Source organism: Ruegeria sp. N10, from assembly GCF_056531545.1.
Map to the genome: position 1 here is coordinate 99,573 of NZ_JBQFLY010000002.1, position 14,589 is coordinate 114,161.

Sequence of the window (14,589 nt, forward strand, 5' to 3'; positions counted from 1 at the left end):
AAAGATGCGTTCGTGAGGATAGAGCATGGCGAAATCAGACCCCTTCGGATTCGATATGTCCGTTTCCAGCGCCAAGAAAAAGAACCCGCGTGGGCGCCGGGGCATGTCAGGCGCGTCCGAGACCTCGGTCCGGATCTGCGATCACGACGGGTGTGACGAGCCGGGCAAGTTCCGCGCGCCAAAGGCACCGGATGTTCTGGATGACTATTTCTGGTTCTGCCAGCAGCACGTGCGCGAGTATAACCAGAAGTGGAACTTCTTCGATGGCACCACTGAGGCCGAGCTGAACGCGCAACGCTCGAAGGACAAGGTTTGGGAACGTGAGACCAAGCCGATGGGAGACCCGGAGGCGCGCGCCTGGGCCCGTCTGGGCATTGAGGACCCGCATCAGGTTCTGGGCGCCAACAGCACGCAGAACAAGGGGCGCACCTCGGGTGGTGGCGGACGTCGCCTGCCCCCCACTGAACGCCGTGCAATCGAGATTCTGGAAGCCCATGACAGCTGGTCCAAAACCGAAGTGCGCAAGGCGTACAAGAAGCTGATCAAGGTGCTGCATCCGGACATGAACGGCGGCGACCGGTCGCAGGAAGAGCAGTTGCAAGAGGTCGTCTGGGCCTGGGACCAGATCAAGGACAGCCGGAATTTCAAGTAGGGCCGCCGTCAGTCGCCAGCTGTTTACACAGTTTGAACGGATTGTGAGGATGCTGTCTGGAAACCTGTTTCAATTCCCGCAATAGTAGTGGGAATTGAAATAGTGCTTTTCCCGGAGCAACCGCTGTGCGTATGCCTTTCTTTTTGCTGCTTGCCTCACTTTGCGGGCTGGTCGTGGCGCAGTTCTATCCAACCGAGATGGACTGGCTGTTCCTTTTGGCCCTGCTTTGTGTGTTCGCCAGTACGATCCTTCTGATCCGGGCCTGGTTCGGCTGGCGCAGGGCCAACACATGGATCATCGTGGACGGGTCGAACGTGATGCACTGGAAAGACGGCGCACCGGATCTGGCAACGTTGCGGCAGGTTCTGGCCAGCCTGAAGCAAGCCGGGTTCAAACCGGGCGTCGTGTTCGATGCGAACGTCGGGTACAAGGTCGAAGGGGAATACATGAACGACCGGGCGCTGAGCCGCGCCCTGGGCTTGCGGGCCAAGCGGGTCATGGTCGCGCCCAAAGGCACGCCGGCAGATCCGTTGATCTTGCAGGCGGCGCGGGACAGCAAGGCACGTATCGTTACAAATGACATGTTCCGGGACTGGGAGGACGAGTTTCCGGATGTGTTGAAAGCGGGTCGTCTTGTGAAAGGCGGTTTTCGCAAGGATGAGCTTTGGTTTTCGCTTTGACCACGCGACCATAGCTTTACGCATCGATCCGGGTTTCGTAGCGTTCAGGGATGACACTGACGTGGCCTTGCCCCGACAGAACAGTTTTGGATGCAAGGACCGTGGTACGCAAAGAGCAGAAACCACCAAAAGCCAAGATCCCGCCGGATCATCCGTTTTCTGACATCGTCAGCGATGCGTACAGGGTTTTCGCCTATCCAAAGCCGAGCAGTATAGAGGTTTGCGAAGGCTGCTGCATGGACGCCGATATTGAGGCGGACTTCTTCACGCCGTCCATTGCCGAGCTGCCCCTGCATTACGTTCAGGATTGGTTCTTCGCCGCTTGTGATCCCGCGGGGATAGCCCGCGAAACATGGGGGTACCTACTGCCCCGGATCCTTGAGATTCTGTCTGTGGACGAAGACCCCGCCAGTGTTGGGCTGGAGGTGAGCCTGAACCGGTTTGAAACCGGTAACCCGGATAACTGGTCACCCGAGGAATGGCAGATTCTGGACCGGTTCCAGCGCGCGTATCTGAAACGCGAGATGGCACGGGAACGCGGCTGTCTGGACGATACGCTTTGCATGTTCGCCCTGGCAGGGTGGCCGCTGGAGTCGCTGTTCGAACAGGTCGCCGCAAGCCCGGATACCGAATTGGTGCTGCGCCTGTGGCGCGATTGGTGTGCATATTGCGTTCCGGGGCGAGACTCGATCTGGATCACCGCGTTCTGGAACAGCCCGGGCAATACGCGAGCCTTTGAGTTTTACACCTCGGAAGCGATGCACGACAGGATGACCCGCATCGCGTTCGCCGAGGACACTCCGGAGGATATCGCGGAAAAGGCGCTGGCCGTGGCCAGTGTTATCGAGACCCATGCCGATTGGGGCATAGGCGGGTTGAACGGCCCATAATGCCCGTGCCATGCGCGAATGATGTTGGGTCGATGTCCCGGAGGATGAAGGCGTCAAACCTTGTTCGGTTGATCCCCGATTAGCAACTTCTGCACTTATGCAGGTAACAGCGGGGCGTGATCCGGGCGCGCACCAACAGCGGCGCCACGATTTCCGTTATGTGGGCCTAGTCTGCGAACATGTCTCGCAACGCGCGTGCCTCACGCCCGGTCAGGCAGCTTAGGCACGTTTGGGGGTGCGGTCCTGCGTCTGAAAGTAACCCCGGAAAGAGCGCGCGCAGTTCCTCGACATCGTCGCGATGCAGTGATTTCAGCGCCATATCGCCCGGAAACAGGCTTTCGCTTTGCAGGCCGTGCGAGGTGAGGATCACATGTTCGGCGCAGGCGATGTGGTAATATGTCACCGCTTCGCCCGTCGTCACCTGCCGGATGGTATCATCGTTGACCAGATGAATGGCCGCGCAGAACACGCTTGGTGCGCCAAAATATAGCTCGGCCCGCCAGCCCCCCAGCACGACCCGGTGTTGCGGAGAAAGGTAAAGATCCCTGTCCGGTAGGCCCTTGCCCATCGCATCGCGCCGGATGCAAACCGGGTTGAATTGGGGCCGGATGCGCAGGATTTGCGCGCTGAGCGTTCGTTTGCCGATCCATTCGATGGGCAGCGTGGTCCCACCGGCCACGCAAACCCGATCGCCCACGGCCAGATCTTCGACCGGACGCGGGCCGCGATCCGTTTCGATCAGGGTGCCCGAGACAAAACAGGGTGGATCGGTCGGGTTCAGATCAACCGGGGTGATCTTCCAGTTGCCTGTGGTCATCGGGCCTGTTGGGTTATTGGCATCCCAGGCGTAGATCTGTCCGCCGACCTGAATGAACTCTCCGGATTCCCCGGTTCCGCGATAGTTTCCCTGGCCAAGATAGGTGTAGGGCTGGAAGGTCGTGCCCCCATCAAACGACACCATCGAACCGCTGATGATCGCGGGTTGTGTCGTGTTCTGGACGATGAGATCGTTCTGGCCCGTCGTATTGACGGTGTGGAGAAGAGCGTTAAATGCCACCGGGAGTCACCGCGGCTTTGCAGGCAATTTCTAACGTCTGCCTGTCATTCGACACGGAGCGACACCCCGGTAAGGCCTGCGCTTGGCATTCCTGCTTCACCAACACCCGATCACTTACAAAACGCCCCATAAGACCATATTATATGCCTGATAAGGTCATCCTCTACAACATGTAGATTGTTGAATACCTACCTGCGTGCAGCCTTTCGGACACATGGTTTGGCGGGTGCGTCCGAATAGCAGCACTGTCATTGTTGATGAACGCGGCTTGATCTGCGTCTTGTACCCATCGCGACCAAGGATCGTCCGCGCGTCAATAGGGCCAGTTTGAAAGAAAAACCTGCTCACCTTTCGGAGCGGGCCGCTTTCCCTTGCCCTTGTCCGCAATATGTTGCACCACACACGGGTTCAAACCCGGTGAGCGGGGCAAAGGATAAGGACAAGGCGCATGGCTGACGGATCGATCGATGTAAACGCAAAACCCACCGAAGATATCTCGGTCCGTGACGTATTTGGCATTGATACGGACATGAAGGTCAAAGGGTTTGCCGAAGCCACCGACCGTGTGCCCGTGATCGACCCGACCTACAAGTTTGACCCCGAGACAACATTGGCGATCCTGGCGGGCTTTGCCCATAATCGCAGGGTGATGATTCAGGGCTATCACGGCACCGGCAAATCGACCCATATCGAGCAGGTCGCCGCCCGTCTGAACTGGCCCGCTGTGCGCGTGAACCTGGACAGCCACATCAGCCGGATTGACCTGATCGGCAAGGACGCAATCAAACTGCGCGATGGCAAGCAGGTGACCGAGTTCCACGAAGGCATCCTGCCCTGGGCCCTGCGCAACCCCGTGGCCATCGTGTTCGACGAATATGACGCGGGCCGCGCCGACGTGATGTTCGTGATCCAGCGGGTGCTGGAACATGATGGCAAACTGACCCTGCTGGACCAGAACGAGATCATCACGCCGAACCCGTGTTTCCGCCTGTTTGCCACTGCAAACACCGTGGGTCTGGGCGATACCACAGGTCTGTATCACGGCACGCAGCAGATCAACCAGGCACAGATGGACCGCTGGTCGCTGGTCTCGACCCTGAACTATCTGAGCCATGACGCCGAGACGATGATCGTGCTGTCGAAGGCGCCGCATTACAACACCGCCGAGGGCCGCAAGACCGTCAGCCAGATGGTCACCGTGGCCGACCTGACCCGGACCGCCTTCATGAATGGCGACCTGTCCACCGTCATGAGCCCGCGGACCGTGATCAACTGGGCGCAGAATGCCGAGATCTTCCGCAACGTGGGCTATGCTTTCCGCCTGTCGTTCCTGAACAAGTGCGACGAGTTGGAACGTCAGACCGTGGCCGAGTTCTATCAGCGCTGCTTTGACGAGGAATTGCCGGAAAGCGCGGCGAGTGCGAGCTTGGGCTAAGCGCCCGGATTGCGCCCGTTCCGGGCGCAATGCCTCCGGCGGGGATATTTTTGGCCAGATGAAGTCGGATCCGTTATTGTTTTCCGCGCCGGGCAGGTCACTTTGATGAGGGCTTAAGGACATGGCACAGAAGAACGACAACCCCGCTGATCCGTTCAAAAAAGCGCTGGCCGAGGCCACCAAGGTCATGGCCAACGACCCTGAGCTGAACATTTCATACACCGTCGATCCGTCGGGCTTGTCGGGTGAGTCGATGCGGCTGCCGCAGGTGTCTCGGCGTATGACGCGGGAAGAGGTTCTGCTGGCGCGCGGCACGGCGGATGCGCTGGCGTTGCAGCGCCGGTACCATGATGACGCCACCCATGCGCGCTATGCGCCTCCGGGGGACATGGCGCGGGACTTGTACGAGGCGATGGAAACGGCGCGCTGCGAGGCGATGGGTGCGCGGGATATGCCCGGCACCGCCAGCAACATAGACGTCAAGATCGGGCATGAGGCGATCCGGCGCGGATATGACCAGTGCAAGCAACCTGCCGATGCGCCTTTGTCGGTCGCGGCGGGCTATCTGATCCGGCATCTGGCCACCGGGCGCGATCTGCCGCCTGCGGCCGAGAATATCATGAACCTGTGGCGCGGGTTTATTGAGGAACAGGCCGGTGGCGTCTTGGAGAACCTTGATGACGTGCTGTCGGATCAGGCGGAGTTTGCCAAGTTCGCGCGGCAGATGATCAAGGATCTGGGCTATGGCGATCAGCTGGGCGATGACCCCGACGAGCTGGACGACGATCAGGAAGATCAGGCCGAGGACGACGCCGAGGAACAGCCCGATCCTGACAGCACCGGTCAGGATGATCAGGACGATCAGGACGCGGATGCGACCCCTGAGCAGACACAGGAAGAGCAGCAGGATCAATCTCAGGCGCAGGTCTCGATGGACGAGATGGCCGAGGATGAGCTGGGTGACGAGGCGGAGATGCCGGATGGCGAAGCGCCGCTGGAGCCGCCTGCCCCGCCGCCCGCATCCGAGGCCGACCCGGATTACAAGGTCTATCTGAGCACGCATGATGAAGAGATTGCGGCCGAAGATCTGGCCGAGCCTGCGGAACTGGAACGGCTGCGGGCCTATCTGGATCAGCAGCTTGAACCTTTGAAAGGGGCGGTTTCGCGCCTTGCCAACAAGTTGCAGCGCCGATTGCAGGCGCAACAGAATCGCAGTTGGGAATTCGACCGCGAGGAAGGCATTCTGGATGCGGGCCGTCTGGCGCGCGTTGTGGCAAACCCCACCACACCGCTGAGTTTCAAGGTCGAGAAGGATACCGAGTTCCGCGATACGGTGGTGACGCTGTTGCTGGACAATTCGGGGTCGATGCGGGGGCGTCCGATTTCGATCGCGGCCATTTGTGCCGATGTTCTGGCGCGGACGCTGGAGCGCTGCAATGTGAAGGTCGAGATTCTGGGCTTTACCACGCGGGCGTGGAAAGGCGGACAGGCGCGCGAGGCATGGCTGAACGATGGCCGCCCGCAGCAACCCGGCCGCCTGAACGACCTGCGCCATATCATCTATAAGGGCGCCGATGCCCCGTGGCGGCGGGCGCGGCCCAATCTGGGGCTGATGATGAAAGAGGGCCTGCTGAAGGAAAACATCGACGGTGAGGCGCTGGAATGGGCGCATCGCCGGATGATCGCGCGGCGCGAGCAGCGCAAGATTCTGATGGTGATTTCGGATGGAGCTCCGGTTGATGATTCAACCCTGAGCGTGAACCCCGCCAACTATCTGGAAAAGCACCTGCGCGATGTGATTGCCATGGTGGAGAAGCGCAAGATGGTCGAGCTGCTGGCGATTGGCATCGGTCATGATGTGACCCGGTATTACGACCGTGCGGTGACGATCACCGATGTGGAACAGCTGGCCGGTGCGATGACGGAACAACTGGCGGCCCTGTTCGACAGTGATCCGCGCGCGCGGGCACGGGTGATGGGGATGAAGAAGGTCAGCTAGGCTGGCCTTGCCTCCGGCGGGAGTATTTCCCAAAAGATGAAAAGGCGGCGATATCGACCGCCCGGCTGAGGGAGGTGTAGCATGTTCCAATCCTTTGAGGTGACCGCGCGGCCCGAGCAGGGGCCGCCGCGTCTGGCTGCGTTGCGCGCGGAGCTGGCGCACGAAGGGTTGGACGGGTTTCTGATCCCGCGCGCGGATGCGCATCAGGGCGAGTATGTGGCCCCGCGGGATGAGCGTCTGGCCTGGTTGACCGGGTTTACGGGATCGGCCGGGTTCTGTGCTGCGCTGACCGGCATGGCTGGTGTGTTCATCGACGGGCGGTATCGCACGCAGGTCAAGGCGCAGGTCGCGGATGTGTTCACGCCGGTGCCGTGGCCTGACGTGAGTCTGAGTGCATGGCTGAAAGAGCAGTTGCCCGGTGGAGGCAAGGTCGGTTTCGACCCATGGCTGCACGCGGCAGGGCAAATCTCGGCCGCGCTTGACGAGCTTGAGGGCACAGGCGTCGAACTGGTGCGCTGCGACAATCTGGTGGACCGGATCTGGGCAGACCAGCCTGAACCGCCGATGCAGGCCGTCAAGGCGCATCCGATCGAGTTTGCGGGTGAAACCGCTGACAGCAAGATTGCCAGACTGGCCGCAGACCTGCGGCGGGCCGGGCGAAAGGCCGCAGTAATCACATTGCCGGATTCGATCATGTGGCTGCTGAACATCCGGGGATCGGATATCGCTTACAACCCCGTGGCCCACGGGTTTGCGATCCTGCATGACGACGGCAGGGTCGATCTGTTCATGTCTGCGGCAAAACTGTTGGACGTGCAGGATCATCTGGACCCGAAGGTAACGGTGCGCAACCCTGCGGAGTTTCTGGATGCGGTGGCAGCGCTGGACGGTGCGGTGCAGGTGGATCTGAGCACGGTGCCGCAGATCGTGGCAGACGCGTTGGGCGATGCCATGGTGGATGGCGGCGACCCCTGCGCCCTGCCCAAGGCCTGCAAGAACCCGGCCGAAATCGCGGGCAGCGCCGAGGCGCATTTGCGCGATGCGGTGGCGGTGGTCGAAACCTTGTGCTGGCTGGACGCACAGCCCCCCGGCAGCCTGTCCGAGACGCAGGTGGTCACGCGGCTGGAAGAAAACCGCCGCAGGGACAATGTGTTGCAGGATATCTCGTTCGATACCATTGCCGGGGCAGGCCCGAACGGCGCGATCATGCATTACCGCGTGACGGACGAGACCGACAGCCGGTTGCAGGATGGTCATCTGCTGGTGCTGGACAGTGGCGGGCAATATCTGGATGGCACCACCGATATCACGCGGACGCTTGCCATCGGCACTGTCGGGGCGGAGGAAAAGATCTGCTTCACCCGCGTGCTGAAGGGCATGATTGCCATGTCGATGCTGCGCTGGCCCGCAGGGCTGGCAGGACGCGATATCGAATGCGTGGCCCGCACGCCGCTATGGGCGGCGGGGCAGGATTTCAACCATGGTGTCGGACATGGTGTCGGGGCCTATCTGAGCGTGCATGAGGGGCCGCAACGCCTGTCGAAGGTCAGCCATGTCCCGCTGCAACCCGGCATGATCTTGTCGAATGAGCCGGGATATTACCGCGAGGGCGCTTTTGGCATCCGCATAGAAAACCTTGTGGTGGTGGAAGAAGCTCCGGCCCTGCCCGGTGGCGACGTGGAACGCGCGATGCTGTGCTGGCGCACCCTGACATTTGTGCCAATTGACCGCAGGCTGATCATGGTGGATATGTTGACGCCTGACGAACGCGGCTGGCTGAACGCCTATCATCGCGACGTCGCGGAAAAAATCCGCCCAAGGCTGGGACATGACGCGCAACTGTGGTTGGATGCCGCAACTGCGCCGATCTGACACCCGCCTGTTACATAGAACGGGCAGAGGAGAGGCCCCAATACGTCGACGGAAGGAATAGAAATGACTGAGATCACGATCCAAAAAGCACCGGGCAAATGGACTGTCCGTTCGGGCGGTGCGATTCTGGGCGAAACGAGCAACGCGCTGGAACTGCACGAAGGCGACAAAGCTCCGGTGATTTACTTTCCGCGCGGCGATGTTGCGATGGCGTTTCTGGATCAGACCGACAAGGTGACGCATTGCGCCGGCAAGGGCGACGCGACGCATTTTTCCATCGTCAACAAATCCTCGGTGACCGAAAACGCGGTCTGGAGCTATGAAGACCCGATTTCCACCGTGGCCGAGATCAAGGGATACCTGGCGTTTTATCCGGTGGACTCGGTGAAGGTGGAGCAGATTTAGAGGCGCCGGACAGGGTTTCAGCGGAGGTTTCCGGAACGCTTGTCCCGGTCGCGGAAGCCTTACGAATGTTCCTCGGCCGCGGTGGCTGCAAGGGCCCGGTTGTAAGCCTTGAGCGCGTCGACATGGTAGAGTGCGCCAACCGGTGTCTCGGACCCGTCCTGTTCCAGAACGATAACCGGAATGCAGGGAATGTCGTCGCGGTCGAAATAGGGCATCGCGGCCTCAAGCGTGGCGCTGACCTGAATGCACAGGCCCTGTTCGATCAGGGCTTGCGCCTCGTCCGCAGTGATTGAGCGGTCATCCCCGATAGGGCGCATTACCGCCCCGGCACGGAGCATTGCCAGCAGATAGGCCTGCGGCCCGGCGGCCAGATGGACATCGCGGCGTTCCAGCTGGGTCAGGAAGAACGACCTGTCCACCAGGCGTGAGGCCAGCGCCGTGGACATGGACACACTGACCATAACAGCAAGGCCGATCTGCCAGTCGCCGGTCAGTTCAAACACGATCAGAGTGGTCGAGATCGGGGCACCCAGCACCGCCGCGGCCACCGCGCCCATTCCGGCAAAGGCATAAAGTGTGTGCGTGCCGGACACATCCGGCAGCAGCCCTGTGGCGATCAGTCCGAACGCCAGCCCGGTCAGCGCGCCGATCATCAGGGACGGTGAAAACACCCCACCCCCCATGCGCCCGCCCATGGTGATCGCCACGGCGATTGTCTTGGTCACCGCAAAAAGGATCGCGGTTGTCAAAACTAGATCGCCGGTTAAAGCGCGGATCGTAGTTTGGTAGCCGACACCGATGATATGCGGGAACCAGATCGCCATCAGCCCCAGCATCCCGCCGGACACGGCCGGGCGCAGCCAGCCCGGAATGGACAGGCGGTTCTGGATATGGCTGCCGATATCCTCAGCAAAGAAGATCGACCGCATCAACAGCAGCGCGACAAAGCCGCAGATCAGGCCGAGGATCAGGAAGGCGGGAAGTTCGACATAGAATTGCAGCGATCCGGGCGTTTCCAGCGTGAACTCGGTAACGTCGCCATATTCCAACCGGTTGATCACCGTTCCGGCGACCGAGGCGATGACGATCGGGGCAAAGGCATGCACGGCGAAGTGTCGCAGCACGACCTCGAGCGCGAACAGGGCCCCGGCGATGGGGGCGTTGAAGCTGGCTGATACGGCGGCGGCGACAGCACAGCCCAGCAAGTCGCGGCCCGTGATCCCGTCGGCATGGATGCGGTTGCTGACCCAGGTGGAAATCACCCCGGCCATATGCACCACGGGGCCTTCGCGGCCCGTTGACCCGCCCGAACTGAGCGTGATCAGCGAGGCAAAGAACGAGGCGATGCCGGCCTTGACCTCGACCCGCCCGTCGGTGATGGCGGATCCTTCGATCACATCAGCGACAGACCTGACGCGCCCGTCATTGGTGAACCGGTTCAGGATCAGGCCCACGACCAGCCCACCGATGATCGGGATGATCAGGATCATGAACCACGGCAGTTTCTCGGCATGGCTGTGCAGCAGCAGAACGTCGTCGGTGTCATAGAGATAGGCCTGCAACGCGCGGATGGCTTTGCGGAACCCAAGCGCCATGAAACCGGCGGCGATACCGATGACCAGCGCGATGAACCAGAACTGGATCTGGCTTGGCCCCCGGCGCAGCATCACCCGCCACGCATCCTTGATCGCGGCCAGAGCCTGATTGAACTGGTTGCGCAGAACGGTGCGGGTCGACTGGGTCATTGGCCCTCGGGGATCATCACGTAACCCTTAGTAAGCCACGGAGCACCCTAATAAAAGTGAGATAGCGACAGTGTGAAGCCAATTCGTGCCACGGGCGCATCAGGCCTGCAGCAGGGCCCGGGCGGCGGCGCGCGCCTCGTCCGTGATGGTGTCGCCCGCCACCATGCGCGCAATCTCGTCCACCCGGTCGGGCTGGGCCAGAGGGATGACGGTGGACAGGGTTTGCCCGTCCGTGACCTGTTTCTGCACCCGCCAGTGATGCGCCGCACGGGCGGCGACCTGCGGGGAATGGGTGACAACCAGCACCTGCCCGCCCTGCGCCAATGACGCGAGCCTGCGCCCGACCGCGTCGGCAGTGGCCCCGCCGACACCGCGGTCAATCTCGTCAAAGATCATCGTGCGGGCGCTGTCATCGCCCGACAGGCACACTTTGAGCGCCAGCAGGAAGCGGCTGAGTTCACCCCCTGACGCGATCTTGTTCAGCGGCCCGGCAGGCGCGCCGGGGTTGGTGGCCACGGTAAAGGCCACCGCGTCCGTCCCTTCGGGGCCGGGTTCGGCTGGGCTGAGTTCGGTCCGAAACACCGCGCGTTCCATCTTGAGCGGGGCCAGTTCCGCCATGACGGCGGCATCCAGCCGGCCGGCAGCCGTCGCGCGGGCCGCGCTGAGGTCGGCGGCGGCATTATCATAAGCCTTCTGCGCGGCGTCTACGGCGGCACGCCTGTCTGCCAGGTCGGCATCGCCTGCTTCCAACTGGTTGAGGCGGGTGCGCAGAGTGTCGGCAAACGCGCCCAGATCATCCGGGGCCACGTCGTGTTTGCGAGCCAATGCGCGGATGGCAAACAGGCGTTCCTCGGCCTGTTCCAGTTCCGACGGGTCGAAGTCCAGCGCCTGAAGGCAGGCGTTCACGCCATCCTGCGCCTCGCCCAGTTCAATCATGGCGCGGCCCAGCGCGGCAATCGGCTCGTCCAGCTGACCGCCCGCGTTGCCGGACACACCTTCCAGCCAGCGGATAGCGTCGGACATCGCCCCTTCGGCACCGTCCCCGGACAGCAGGGCGTAGGCGCGGGCGACATCATCGCGAATACGCTCGGCCCCCTGCATCATGCGGCGGCGGGCATCTAGTTCGGCGTCCTCACCGGGCTGAGGATCAAGCTGATCCAGCTCGGAAACCGCGTGGCGCAGGAAATCTTCCTCACTTCGGACAGCGGCCAGCGCGGCCTCGGTCTCAGCCAGAGCCTTGCGGGCGCGTGACATATCGGTCCAGGCCGCACGAACGGATGTCAGCCGGTCCGAGACCCCGGCGAAATCGTCCAGCATGGCCCGGTGGCCACGCGGGTTCAGCAACCCGCGGTCATCATGCTGGCCATGCAGTTCGATCAGGGTTTCCGACAGCGCCCGCAGCACATCGCCCGAGCAGCGACGATCATTGACCCAGGCGGTCTTGCGCCCCTCGGCGGTGTTGATCCGGCGCAGGATCAGCTCATCCCCGCCCGGCAGGCCCGCTTCGGACAGTATCGCATGTGCGGGATGATCGGCGGAAAGCTCGAACTCGGCCACAACCTCGCCCTGTGCCGCACCTTGCCGTACCAGTTCCGCACGCCCGCGCCAGCCCAAAACAAAGCCCAGCGAATCCAGAAGGATCGACTTGCCCGCGCCGGTTTCACCGGTCAACGCATTCAGGCCCGGCTGAAAACTGAGTTCCAGCCGGTCGATGATCAGCATGTCGCGGATATCAAGGGCGCGCAGCATCGGGTCTTCAGCGTCCCAAGCCTAATGCCATGGCGATTACAACCACTCACCCTTGATGGTCTGACGATAGATCGTGCTGAGCCAGTTGTTGCCACGGCTCTTGAGCTGAAGCCCGCGTGAGGTCAGCAGCTTGTACGCATCGTCATACCATTCCGAGGATTGGTAGTTGTAGCCAAGGATGGCACCTGCGGTTTGCGCCTCATCCAGCAGGCCGAGGGAAAGATAAGCCTCGACCAGACGATAAAGCGCTTCGGCGGTGTGGGACGTGGTCTGGAAATCCTCGACCACGACGCGGAAGCGGTTGATGGCCGCGGCAAAGTGATCCTGACGCAGGTAATAGCGCCCGATCTCCATCTCTTTGCCGGCCAGATGGTCAAAGGCCAGATCGAATTTCAACACTGCCGAGGTGGCATATTCGCTGTCGGGATAAACCTCGATCACGGTGCGCAGCGATTGCAGCGCCTGAAAGGTCAGCCCCTGATCGCGCCCGACCTCGTCAATCTGGTCGTAATAGCTGAGCGCCAGCAGATACTGGGCATAGGCCGCGTCTTCGTCCGTTGGATAGAAGTCGATATACCGCTGGGCCGCGGCCCGGCTTTCTTCGTAGTTCTTGTCGGAGTGGAACGAGAACGCCTGCATGATCAGCGCACGCTTGGCCCAGTCTGAATAGGGATACAGACGCTCAACCTCGGAGAAATACCAAGCCGCGTCATCCGAGCGATTCTGCGACAGTTCGTATTCGCCACGGGTGTAGATCTGTTCCGGTGTGAACCCTTCCAGATTCTGTTCCCGGTCCGCGCCCTTGTTGCCGAAAAGGCCGCCCCCGTTACCGCATGCCGTCAAAACTGCTGCCAGAAGAACCGCGCCTGCGAATCTGACTGCCGCTTTGCTGCCAACCATACCGCCCATCCTTGTCGTCTTACTTAATGGGGTTCGCCCCGAATTGAGCCATGGTCTAGCACAGAATATTCCGGTGCAAAACGCCTTATGCAACATCTGGCGCAAATGTCGTCAGAGTTGATCTGATCAGGCGACTTCGGGAATTTCGTTTACGATCAAGCCCTGCCCGGGCAGGCGTGCGGCCTGTTCCGGCGTGCACAGAACCGGGCGCACCGCGCCGGGCGTTTCAAACAGATTGCGCAGCAATGTGTTGGTCAGCGAATGACCCGACTTGTCGCCCGTGAAACGGCCCAGAATCGGCCCGCCTGCCAGATAGAGGTCACCCAGAGCATCCAGCATCTTGTGGCGCACGGCTTCGTCGACGCGGCGGAACCCGCCGGGCGTCAGAACCTCGCTGCCCTGCACGACCACGGCGTTATCCAGAGTACCGCCCAGGGCCAGCCCGTGTTCGCGCATGGCTTCAACATCAATGCGGCGGCAGAAGGTGCGGCAATCGCTGAGTTCGCGCGCGAACGACCCGTTGCGCATATCCAGCGTCTTGGTCTGGCTGCCGATTGCGCTGTCTTTGAAATCGATGTGGAAATCGATGATCAGCCCATCCGCAGGTGCGATGCTTGCGCTGGCCCCTTCACGCGATGCGGTGACGGTCTTCAGCACCTCATAGGCCAGCACCGGGCTGGCCTGACGGCGCACGCCTCGGGCCATGATGCCGCGTACGAAATCGATCGAAGACCCGTCCATGATCGGAACTTCGGGGCCGTCGATTTCAATCAGTGCGTTGTGAACGCCGCACCCGGCCAAAGCTGCCATGATATGTTCGATGGTGGATACCGACACCCCGGCATCATTCACCAGACGGGTGCAAAGCGGGGTCCGTTCGACCACGTGATAGATCGCCGGGATCATCGCATCGCCCAGATGGATATCCGTCCGTTTGAACCAGATGCCATGACCAGCTGCTGCCGGTTTCAGGATCATGGTCGCAGGCTTGCCGCTGTGCAGCCCGACGCCTTTAAACGTGACCGGAGATTTGAGCGTATGTTGCAAAATGGGCCTCGGCGAGTGGTGTCCAGCCTGCTGGGGCTGTGTTGGACACTCAGTTAAGGAAGCCCGCGTCAAGGCTCAACTCACTCTTTGTAACCGAATGAAACATGTATGTAACAGATCGGCAAAACCCTGCTTACCCGTTCGTAAGCCACTGTTTT

12 protein-coding genes are annotated in these 14,589 nt (G+C 61.4%); 7 read left to right on the plus strand and 5 right to left on the minus strand.

Annotated features, from left to right (window positions below; translation table 11 throughout):
* The first annotated feature begins 25 nt into the window (after positions 1–25).
* From ACR0JI_RS03810 to ACR0JI_RS03820, 3 genes are all read left to right on the plus strand, one after another.
* Complete coding sequence (locus ACR0JI_RS03810) at positions 26–652, plus strand: J domain-containing protein (RefSeq protein ID WP_480475989.1); 627 nt, start codon at positions 26–28, stop codon at positions 650–652.
* Between the two features lie 131 nt (positions 653–783).
* Complete coding sequence (locus tag ACR0JI_RS03815; protein ID WP_480475987.1) at positions 784–1,332, plus strand: NYN domain-containing protein; 549 nt, start codon at positions 784–786, stop codon at positions 1,330–1,332.
* Positions 1,333–1,433: 101 nt separating this feature from the next.
* On the plus strand, positions 1,434–2,222 hold the full coding sequence (locus ACR0JI_RS03820) for a hypothetical protein (RefSeq protein WP_480493813.1): 789 nt from the start codon (positions 1,434–1,436) through the stop codon (positions 2,220–2,222).
* Between the two features lie 166 nt (positions 2,223–2,388).
* Here the strand turns inward: ACR0JI_RS03820 and ACR0JI_RS03825 are convergent, their stop codons facing one another.
* Positions 2,389–3,279 (minus strand): Hint domain-containing protein, encoded by an 891-nt coding sequence (locus tag ACR0JI_RS03825; RefSeq protein ID WP_480493812.1) that lies wholly within the window; start codon positions 3,277–3,279, stop codon positions 2,389–2,391.
* A 448-nt stretch (positions 3,280–3,727) separates the two neighbouring features.
* On the opposite strand from ACR0JI_RS03825, the gene cobS reads away from it, so the two are divergent.
* From cobS to ACR0JI_RS03845, 4 genes are all read left to right on the plus strand, one after another.
* On the plus strand, positions 3,728–4,714 hold the full coding sequence (gene cobS / locus ACR0JI_RS03830; protein WP_480475981.1) for a cobaltochelatase subunit CobS: 987 nt from the start codon (positions 3,728–3,730) through the stop codon (positions 4,712–4,714).
* Positions 4,715–4,835: 121 nt separating this feature from the next.
* Positions 4,836–6,713: a cobaltochelatase subunit CobT gene (cobT, locus tag ACR0JI_RS03835; RefSeq protein WP_480493811.1), complete on the plus strand. Its 1,878-nt coding sequence runs from the start codon at positions 4,836–4,838 to the stop codon at positions 6,711–6,713.
* A gap of 81 nt (positions 6,714–6,794) precedes the next feature.
* Entirely contained in the window at positions 6,795–8,585 is a 1,791-nt protein-coding gene (locus ACR0JI_RS03840; protein WP_480493810.1) for an aminopeptidase P family protein, read from the plus strand.
* Positions 8,586–8,648: 63 nt separating this feature from the next.
* Entirely contained in the window at positions 8,649–8,990 is a 342-nt protein-coding gene (locus ACR0JI_RS03845; RefSeq protein ID WP_480475975.1) for a DUF427 domain-containing protein, read from the plus strand.
* 59 nt (positions 8,991–9,049) lie between these two features.
* Here the strand turns inward: ACR0JI_RS03845 and ACR0JI_RS03850 are convergent, their stop codons facing one another.
* From ACR0JI_RS03850 to lpxC, 4 genes are all read right to left on the minus strand, one after another.
* Complete coding sequence (locus ACR0JI_RS03850) at positions 9,050–10,735, minus strand: chloride channel protein (RefSeq protein ID WP_480493809.1); 1,686 nt, start codon at positions 10,733–10,735, stop codon at positions 9,050–9,052.
* Between the two features lie 99 nt (positions 10,736–10,834).
* A complete protein-coding gene (gene recN / locus ACR0JI_RS03855) occupies positions 10,835–12,484 on the minus strand; it encodes a DNA repair protein RecN (protein ID WP_480493808.1) in 1,650 nt (549 codons plus the stop codon).
* A 36-nt stretch (positions 12,485–12,520) separates the two neighbouring features.
* Entirely contained in the window at positions 12,521–13,384 is an 864-nt protein-coding gene (locus tag ACR0JI_RS03860) for an outer membrane protein assembly factor BamD (RefSeq protein ID WP_480475969.1), read from the minus strand.
* A 126-nt stretch (positions 13,385–13,510) separates the two neighbouring features.
* Positions 13,511–14,431, minus strand: coding sequence for a UDP-3-O-acyl-N-acetylglucosamine deacetylase (gene lpxC / locus ACR0JI_RS03865; RefSeq protein ID WP_480475967.1), 921 nt, complete (start codon positions 14,429–14,431; stop codon positions 13,511–13,513).
* Positions 14,432–14,589: the final 158 nt, after the last annotated feature.

Coding starts and splice junctions, on each gene's coding strand:
- ACR0JI_RS03810 (WP_480475989.1), top strand. CDS start 26: ATGGCGAAATCAGACCCCTTCGGATTCGATATGTCCGTTTCCAGCGCC.
- ACR0JI_RS03815 (WP_480475987.1), top strand. CDS start 784: ATGCCTTTCTTTTTGCTGCTTGCCTCACTTTGCGGGCTGGTCGTGGCG.
- cobS (WP_480475981.1), top strand. CDS start 3,728: ATGGCTGACGGATCGATCGATGTAAACGCAAAACCCACCGAAGATATC.
- cobT (WP_480493811.1), top strand. CDS start 4,836: ATGGCACAGAAGAACGACAACCCCGCTGATCCGTTCAAAAAAGCGCTG.
- ACR0JI_RS03840 (WP_480493810.1), top strand. CDS start 6,795: ATGTTCCAATCCTTTGAGGTGACCGCGCGGCCCGAGCAGGGGCCGCCG.
- ACR0JI_RS03845 (WP_480475975.1), top strand. CDS start 8,649: ATGACTGAGATCACGATCCAAAAAGCACCGGGCAAATGGACTGTCCGT.
- ACR0JI_RS03850 (WP_480493809.1), bottom strand. CDS start 10,735: ATGACCCAGTCGACCCGCACCGTTCTGCGCAACCAGTTCAATCAGGCT.
- recN (WP_480493808.1), bottom strand. CDS start 12,484: ATGCTGCGCGCCCTTGATATCCGCGACATGCTGATCATCGACCGGCTG.
- ACR0JI_RS03860 (WP_480475969.1), bottom strand. CDS start 13,384: ATGGTTGGCAGCAAAGCGGCAGTCAGATTCGCAGGCGCGGTTCTTCTG.